At 42.7% G+C, this 8,066-nt stretch carries 8 protein-coding genes; 3 read left to right on the plus strand and 5 right to left on the minus strand.

Going from position 1 to position 8,066, the window contains the following annotated elements; genetic code table 11:
• Positions 1 to 2 precede the first annotated feature (2 nt).
• The 5 genes from rng to ACMUMQ_RS10660 all read right to left on the minus strand — a co-directional run bounded on the left by rng (position 3) and on the right by ACMUMQ_RS10660 (position 4,446).
• Positions 3 to 1,457: a ribonuclease G gene (gene rng, locus ACMUMQ_RS10640; protein ID WP_414681965.1), complete on the minus strand. Its 1,455-nt coding sequence runs from the start codon at positions 1,455 to 1,457 to the stop codon at positions 3 to 5.
• Complete coding sequence (locus tag ACMUMQ_RS10645; protein ID WP_414681966.1) at positions 1,450 to 2,058, minus strand: Maf family protein; 609 nt, start codon at positions 2,056 to 2,058, stop codon at positions 1,450 to 1,452. Before ACMUMQ_RS10645 ends, rng begins: the two co-directional genes overlap by 8 nt.
• 21 nt (positions 2,059 to 2,079) lie before the next feature.
• On the minus strand, positions 2,080 to 2,553 hold the full coding sequence (gene mreD, locus ACMUMQ_RS10650) for a rod shape-determining protein MreD (RefSeq protein WP_414681967.1): 474 nt from the start codon (positions 2,551 to 2,553) through the stop codon (positions 2,080 to 2,082).
• Entirely contained in the window at positions 2,550 to 3,335 is a 786-nt protein-coding gene (gene mreC / locus ACMUMQ_RS10655) for a rod shape-determining protein MreC (protein ID WP_414681968.1), read from the minus strand. The genes mreD and mreC overlap by 4 nt, the downstream gene beginning before the upstream one ends.
• Positions 3,336 to 3,402: 67 nt before the next feature.
• A complete protein-coding gene (locus ACMUMQ_RS10660) occupies positions 3,403 to 4,446 on the minus strand; it encodes a rod shape-determining protein (protein ID WP_414681969.1) in 1,044 nt (347 codons plus the stop codon).
• Between the two features lie 235 nt (positions 4,447 to 4,681).
• Here ACMUMQ_RS10660 and gatC point away from each other — a divergent pair, with 235 nt between their 5' ends.
• From gatC to gatB, 3 genes are read left to right on the plus strand one after another with little or no spacing between them, the layout of a single operon-like run.
• The gene (gene gatC, locus ACMUMQ_RS10665; RefSeq protein WP_414681970.1) at positions 4,682 to 4,969 is read left to right on the plus strand and encodes an Asp-tRNA(Asn)/Glu-tRNA(Gln) amidotransferase subunit GatC; all 288 of its coding nucleotides are present in this window, start codon (positions 4,682 to 4,684) and stop codon (positions 4,967 to 4,969) included.
• Positions 4,970 to 4,980: 11 nt separating this feature from the next.
• A complete protein-coding gene (gene gatA, locus ACMUMQ_RS10670) occupies positions 4,981 to 6,441 on the plus strand; it encodes an Asp-tRNA(Asn)/Glu-tRNA(Gln) amidotransferase subunit GatA (protein ID WP_414681971.1) in 1,461 nt (486 codons plus the stop codon).
• Between the two features lie 2 nt (positions 6,442 to 6,443).
• A complete protein-coding gene (gene gatB, locus ACMUMQ_RS10675) occupies positions 6,444 to 7,889 on the plus strand; it encodes an Asp-tRNA(Asn)/Glu-tRNA(Gln) amidotransferase subunit GatB (RefSeq protein ID WP_414681972.1) in 1,446 nt (481 codons plus the stop codon).
• The last annotated feature ends 177 nt before the right edge of the window (positions 7,890 to 8,066 follow it).

The raw sequence follows: 8,066 nt of genomic DNA on the forward strand, positions 1-8,066 counted from the left end.
TTCTAACGGAGCACAACATCATATTGATCTTGTGTGTACACTGAGTCCACCTGAAAACGAATGGTTTTTCCAATAAAGGCTTCCAATTCTGCAACACTGGCACTTTCTTCATCTAAAAAGCGCTCAACAACCGAACTAGCAGCTAACACAGTGTAAGTTTGCGAGTTATAAGCACGATCTGCTCTCAAAATCTCCCGAAACACTTCATAACATACCGTTTCAGGCGTTTTTACCAAACCACTACCACGGCAAGAGCGACATGGTTCGCATAAAGTCTGGCCTAAACTTTCTCGAGTTCTTTTACGTGTCATCTCGACTAAGCCAAGCTCAGACACTCCTGTTATCTTTGTTTTCGCGTGATCTAACTCTAATACTTTTTCAAGCATTCGCAGAACTTGACGCTTATGCTCTTCATCTTCCATGTCAATAAAGTCAATGATGATAATGCCACCGAGATTTCGTAACCTCAACTGCCGACCAATTGACGTTGCTGCCTCAAGGTTTGTCTTATAAATCGTTTCTTCTAGATTACGACTACCAACAAAAGCACCTGTATTCACATCAATGGTTGTCATGGATTCCGTTTGCTCAACCAGCAGATAACCACCAGATTTAAGCTGAACCTTTCTGTCTAATGCTTTTTGTATTTCATCTTCAACACTATAAAGATCGAATATTGGACGCTCACCCGGATAATATTCAATTCTATCTTTCAACTCTGGAATAAAGTCATCTGCAAAAGATCGTAATTTCGCATAATTCTCTTTCGAATCAATACGAATTTTTTCTGTGGTTAAACCAACCAAATCTCGCATGGTTCGAAGATGCAAAGGTAAGTCATCATAAATAATAGAAGGCGCTTTGGCATTTTGCATACGACGTTTTACCGATTGCCACAATCGCGTTAAGAACTTTATATCAGCCAGAATTTCATCTTCTCCGACCTTCTCTGCTGCCGTTCTTAAAATATAGCCGCTGTTTTCATCTGCATCTGTTAAGGCTTCTGATACCAATGTTTTCAGCCTTTCACGTTCAGCTTCATCTTCTATTCTCTGACTTACTCCCACATGGGTTTGATCTGGCATATAGACAAGATAACGAGAAGGAATGGAAAGGTGCGTTGTTAAACGCGCCCCTTTTGTACTGATAGGATCTTTCGTCACCTGAACAACAAGAGACTGGCCTTCGCGTAAATAATCTCCTATTTGATCACTTGGATTAACCGCATCGCGATCAGCCACTTCAGACACATGAATAAAAGCAGCTCTTTCTAGCCCAATATCAACAAAGGCCGCTTGCATACCAGGAAGGACACGTACCACCTTGCCTTGGTAAATATTGCCAACAATGCCTTTACGACTAGAACGCTCAATATAAACTTCTTGTAAAACACCATTCTCAACAAGCGCAACACGCACTTCCATTGGAGTGACATTAATGAGTACATCTTCACTCATGAGACATCTCCTCTAACGAATGAATTCCAAATTGATTAAGGAGTTGTGCAGTTTCAAATAAAGGCAAACCGACAACAGCAGAATAAGAACCAGAAAGGGAAGCAACAAATACGGAGCCTAAACCTTGAACAGCATATGAACCCGCTTTATCTTGAGGTTCGCCAGACTTCCAATATTGCTCTATTTCCACATCAGAAATAGAACGAAAAGTCACATCCGTTGCAACGCACTTAGTTAAAAAATGTTGATGTTTTGAATGATAAACACAGAGAGAAGTTAAGACTTGATGAGATCGACCTGATAAAAGTCGCAACATTCGATTTGAATCGTCTAGATTAAGCGGCTTACCAAGAATCACACCATCCACAACAACACTGGTGTCGGAGGCAATAAACATCGCGCTTTCATCAAAAGTGGGCAAAGATTGATATTTTAATGCCGCTGCTTTTGCTTTTTCTACGGCCATCCGTAGAACATAATCTTCTGCCTGCTCATGACACTTTGGTGTTTCATCAATATCGGCAGGCAAAACCTCGAATGATTTAACTAAAAGACTCAGTAGCTCTTTTCTTCTAGGTGAAGCAGAAGCCAAAACAAGCATAAATTTTTCCTAAAAAGCAGCTTAGCGAATAGCGTACATACGCCTCACACTGCGTAAAATAACAAAAGACCAAGGCCACAGTAGACCAGTCATAACGGCGGGCATAAATATCATTAAAGTAGGTTCCGCATATCCCACATAATGATCCACCCAAAAATCTACCAGTTGATTCACACTCACCAGAATGCAAACAAAAAAGCCCTGCTGCCAAGGGTGATACATTCTCAAGCGCTTATAAAAGACAGCGCAAGTATAAGCGATGATGACATATGTTAGAGAATGCTGACCAATGATGCTGCCTTGTAGCAAATCTATCATCAGACCTAAAAACCAAGCAAAGCCAACTCCCACTCTAAATGGCAAAGCGATTACCCAATACAAGATAACCAACAAGGCCCATTCTGGTCGAAACCAAACAAGCTCTTCTGGAAAAGGAATTGCCTCCAACATCAGAGCCGTTAAAAGAGTGACACTAAAAACTAAAATCGGCTTCATTCGCGCTCTGCTTCTGGTTTATCTATTAACATAATATGACGGCTTCTTCCCAATTGAGCGAGAGGAACGACATCCACATCCGCATAAGCATCGCCTTGAGTGTACTTAACACTTTTTACGACACCAACAGGGTAGCCACTTGGGAATCGATTATCGAGGCCAGATGTTGTTAATACATCGCCTTTTTTAATATCAACAGACCGAGGAACACTCATCAATTCCATTTGAGTTAAGCTTCCCGTTCCTCGAAGAATCCCTCTAAAACCTGTGCGAGACAATTGAACAGGAACAAAGTGACTAGCGTCCGCAATCAATAGTACTCGGCTACTATAAGCTGCCGTTTCCACCACTTGCCCTAAAACACCAGTCGCATCCAGAACAGGTTGACCAACATACGCACCTGATGAGAAGCCTTTATCAATCATTAGCTTATGACTATAAGCATTTTGATCAAAGCCAATAACCTCAGCCATCACAATCTTTTCTTCTACTCGTTGAGAAGCATCTAAAAGCTCTCGCAGACGAGTATTTTCCGCCTGCAAAGAGTCAAGCTTTTGCTGACGGCTGCGCAAAATAAGAATTTCGGATTGCAAAGACTGATTTTCTCGAACCAAGCTTTCTCGACTTTCAAGATGCTCACCAGCCCAAATAAATGCTTGTTTAGGTGTATTAACCACCATTTGAATTGGGGTCACGAGTAAGGTCAGATAAGGTCTAACATGAGAGAAGGCAGAAAAGCGTATATCCGCAATAATCATGGCAAGTGAGAGAATTACTAGCACTACAAAACGAGTGCTAGAGATTCGACCACTAAAGTGAAGCGAATTATTAATGAGAAGCCCCTAACTATTACTCGTTATCAGCTGTAAATAATTCTGCTGCGTGCTTATCCATTAACTCTAGTGCCATACCGCCACCACGAGCCACACAAGTCAAAGGATCGTCCGCAATAATAACAGGCAAACCGGTTTCTTCACTGATCAAACGATCCAATTCACGCAACAAAGCGCCACCACCGGTTAGAACCAAACCTGTTTCACCAATATCAGCGGCCAATTCAGGTGGAGATTGTTCAAGAACACCTTTAATCGCCTGAACAATTTGAGCAAGTGGCTCTTGCAGTGCATCAAGAATTTCAGTGCTTGTTAGAGAGAATGAACGAGGAATACCTTCAGCTAAGTTACGACCACGAACGTCAATCGTTAACTCTTCACCTGTGTGGTAAGCCATACCGATTTCAGTTTTGATTCGTTCGGCCGTAGCATCACCAATAAGACTACCATACTGACGACGTACATAAGTTGTAATCGCTTCATCGAAACGGTCACCACCAACACGAATAGATTCAGATGTCACAATACCATTTAAAGAAATGATAGCGATTTCTGTTGTACCACCACCAATATCAATAACCATAGAACCTGACGCTTCGGCTACAGGTAAACCAGCACCAATCGCAGCAGCCATAGGCTCTTCAATGATATAAACTTCGCGCGCGCCCGCACCTAATGCAGACTCTTTAATCGCTCGACGTTCAACTTGAGTTGATTTACAAGGCACACAAACTAGAACTCTAGGGCTAGGCTTTAGAAAACTGTTTTCATGAACTTGTGAAATAAAGTACTGAAGCATTTTTTCAGTTACATGAAAGTCAGCGATAACACCGTCTTTCATCGGGCGAATAGCGGTAATATTACCTGGTGTACGGCCCAACATGCGTTTCGCCTCAACACCCACTGCCGCTACTGTTTTTTGGTTGCCGTTATGTCGAATAGCAACAACAGAAGGCTCATCAAGCACAATTCCGCGATCACGAACATAAATAAGGGTATTTGCCGTTCCTAAGTCAATAGACAAATCGCTTGAAAACATTCCCCTGATTTTTTTAAACATGAATTCTTACATCCTGATAAATACGATACGAATAGTGTCAAAATGTAACAATCGCTAGGCCAATGGGCAAGCGGATTCAACGTAAATCTCAAAAAAGTTCCCACGAAATCCAATGTTTGTGAGTTTTCATAAAAAAAATATAAATAACCTAGATTTTCCACGTAGTTAGCTTTATAGCATTTCAACTAAGAGATACAATATGAAGCATTTTCGACAACCCAAAATCAGGTGAAACATGTCTATAAACAAACAAGACGTGCAAAAAATTGCACACTTGGCGCGCCTCGCTCTAACCGAGGAAGATGCCGATCAATATCAAAACTCTCTATCTAGCGTGCTATCACTGGTTGAACAAATGCAGTCAGTAGACACCGATGGTGTTGAACCTCTTTCAAACCCTCTTGAAATGACACAAAGATTAAGAGACGACGTCGTCACAGAAGACAATCAACGTGACGCTTTCCTTGCCAACGCTCCTCAATCTGAAGCTGGCCTTTTCCTTGTACCGAAAGTGATCGATTAAGAGAGCAAACCATGTTCGAACAAAGCATCTCGACCTTAGCAAAACAACTTAGAAACAAAGATATTTCCAGCGTAGAGCTAACACAAGCCTTCCTAAAGCGCATCTCAACACTGGACTCACAACTTAACAGCTACATCACCGTAAGTGATGAATTGGCACTGCAGCAAGCGAAAGCGGCTGACGCCCTACTGCAAAATGGACAAGGCACACCACTAACAGGGATCCCAGTTGCCCATAAAGACCTATTTTGTACACAAGGCACATTAACCACTTGTGGCTCAAAAATGCTAAACAACTTCATCCCGCCTTACGAATCCACAGTAACCAGCCGAATTCAGCAAGCCGGTGCCGTCATGCTTGGTAAAACCAACATGGACGAATTCGCAATGGGCTCATCAAACGAAAATAGTTTCTATGGTGCAGTCAAAAACCCTTGGAATCTAAATACAGTTCCAGGCGGTTCTTCTGGCGGCTCGGCCGCCGCAATAGCTGCTGGACTTGCTGTGGCAGCAACAGGCACAGACACTGGCGGATCGATTCGTCAACCAGCCTCTTTCTGTGGTATCACAGGGCTCAAACCAACGTATGGCCGCGTATCTCGTTTCGGTATGATCGCCTACGCATCCAGCCTTGACCAAGGCGGCCCAATGGCGAAAAGTGCAGAAGATTGCGCCCACCTAATGCAAGCCATGGCTGGTTTCGATGAAAAAGACTCCACCTCTTCTGAGACACCATCGGAAGATTATCTAGCCAATATAAACACCCCACTAACAGGTCTAAAAATTGGCTTACCTAAAGAGTACTTCGGTGACGGCTTAGACACGAAAGTGGCAGAAACCATCATGAACGCAGTAAAAGAGTTCGAGAAGCTAGGCGCGACTGTAAAAGAAATTTCTTTGCCGAACTTACAACTCAGCATTCCTTCTTACTATGTTATCGCACCATCAGAAGCGTCCTCTAACCTATCTCGCTTTGATGGCGTTCGTTTCGGACATCGTTGTGATGACCCAAAAGATTTGCTCGACATGTACATGCGTACTCGCGCAGAAGGATTCGGCCAAGAAGTACAAAAACGCATTATGGTCGGCACTTACGCTTTATCAGAAGGCTATTACGATGCCTACTATTTAAAAGCACAAAAAATTCGCCGTTTAATAAAAGAAGACTTTGTTAACGCGTTAAATGAAGTTGATGTGATCATGGGACCTGTAGCACCAACCACAGCATTTGAACTGGGCAGCAAAACAAGCGACCCAGTTGCCATGTATTTAGAAGATATTTACACCCTATCGGTCAACCTTGCCGGTATCCCAGCCATGTCTGTTCCAGCAGGCTTTGTAAACAACATGCCTGTTGGCCTGCAAATCATGGGGAACTACTTTGCCGAAGCCAAACTACTCAATGTTGCTCACCAATATCAGCAGCACACTGATTGGCACTTACAAACACCAGAAATGGCAAAAGGAGCATAAAAATGAATTGGGAAGTTGTCATTGGTCTTGAGATACACACTCAATTAACCACAAAATCAAAATTATTCTCCGGCGCTGCTGTAGGCTTTGGTGCTGAAGCAAACACCCAAACAACGCTAGTTGATCTTGGAATGCCTGGCGCACTGCCTGTTTTTAACAAAGAAGCATTACGAATGGCGGTCATGTTTGGCCATGCAGTAAACGCAGAAATTGGCATGACCTCTGTATTTGCTCGTAAAAACTACTTTTACCCAGACCTTCCAAAAGGCTACCAAACCAGCCAAATGGATCACCCAATTGTAGGTAAAGGTTATTTAGATGTGACGCTTGATGATGGCACCACCTCTCGTGTTGGCATCACCAGAGCACACTTAGAAGAAGATGCTGGTAAGTCTTTGCATGAAGACTTCCAAGGCATGACAGGAATTGACCTTAACCGTTCCAGCACTCCGCTATTGGAAATCGTTTCTGAACCCGATATCCGCTCAGCAAAAGAAGCAGTCGCCTATGTAAAAATGATTCATTCAATTGTGACTTACTTAGGCATTTGTGATGGCAACATGGCAGAAGGCTCAATGCGCTGTGACATTAACTTATCACTGCGCCCGAAAGGTCAGGAAGAATACGGCACTCGCACAGAAATTAAGAACGTAAACTCATTCCGTTTTATTGAAAAAGCCATCTATACAGAAATCGAACGACAAATGGACATCCTTGAAGATGGCGGTCGTATTGTCCAAGAAACACGTCTTTATGATCCAGAGAAAAACGAAACTCGTAGCATGCGCTCAAAAGAAGATGCTAACGACTACCGTTACTTCCCTTGTCCAGATCTATTACCTGTCGTTTTAACTCAGGATTATGTTGATGAAATCAAATCAACGCTACCTGAGTTACCAAGCCAAAAAGCTAAGCGATTCGAAGAAGAACACAAACTCAGCGAATATGACGCAAGCGTTCTTTCTTCATCACGCGCCATGGCAGATTACTTTGAAAATGCCAACAAAATCGCCAAAGACGCTAAGTTAACAGCGAACTGGGTAATGGGTGAACTAAGTAAGCAGCTAAATCAGGAACAGCTTGAGATCAATCAAGCCCCAGTCAGTGCCGAACATTTTGGTGAGCTTTTAGTTCGCATCAAAGACAATACAATCAACGGCAAAACAGCGAAAGATGTATTCCAAGCCATGTGGCAAGGTGAAGGCTCAGCCGATGAAATCATCGAAGCAAAAGGCCTAAAACAGGTAACCGATACAGCGGCAATAGAAAGTATGATCCAAGCAATTTTGGATGCCAACACCGCACAAGTAGAACAATATCGAGCAGCAGAGCCCGATAAACAGAAAAAAATGATTGGATTCTTTGTTGGGCAAGTAATGAAAGCTTCTCAAGGAAAAGCCAATCCTGGTATTGTTAACCCGATTCTAGCGAAAATGCTAAAGGGTTAACGTTACCTAGCAATACAAAAAAAGGCCACTTTAATCGTGGCCTTTTTTGTTTCTATGACCCGTCCTAAATAAGGTTGTCACTTTTCAATACTTCAATTGGAGAGTGCAATGACTACAACACCTAAGCGTACACAGAGAGACTATTCCTTCGCCTTTAAATTGGCAGTTGTTGATCAA

This window comes from Marinomonas algae (assembly GCF_047525555.1).
Classification (GTDB): domain Bacteria; phylum Pseudomonadota; class Gammaproteobacteria; order Pseudomonadales; family Marinomonadaceae; genus Marinomonas.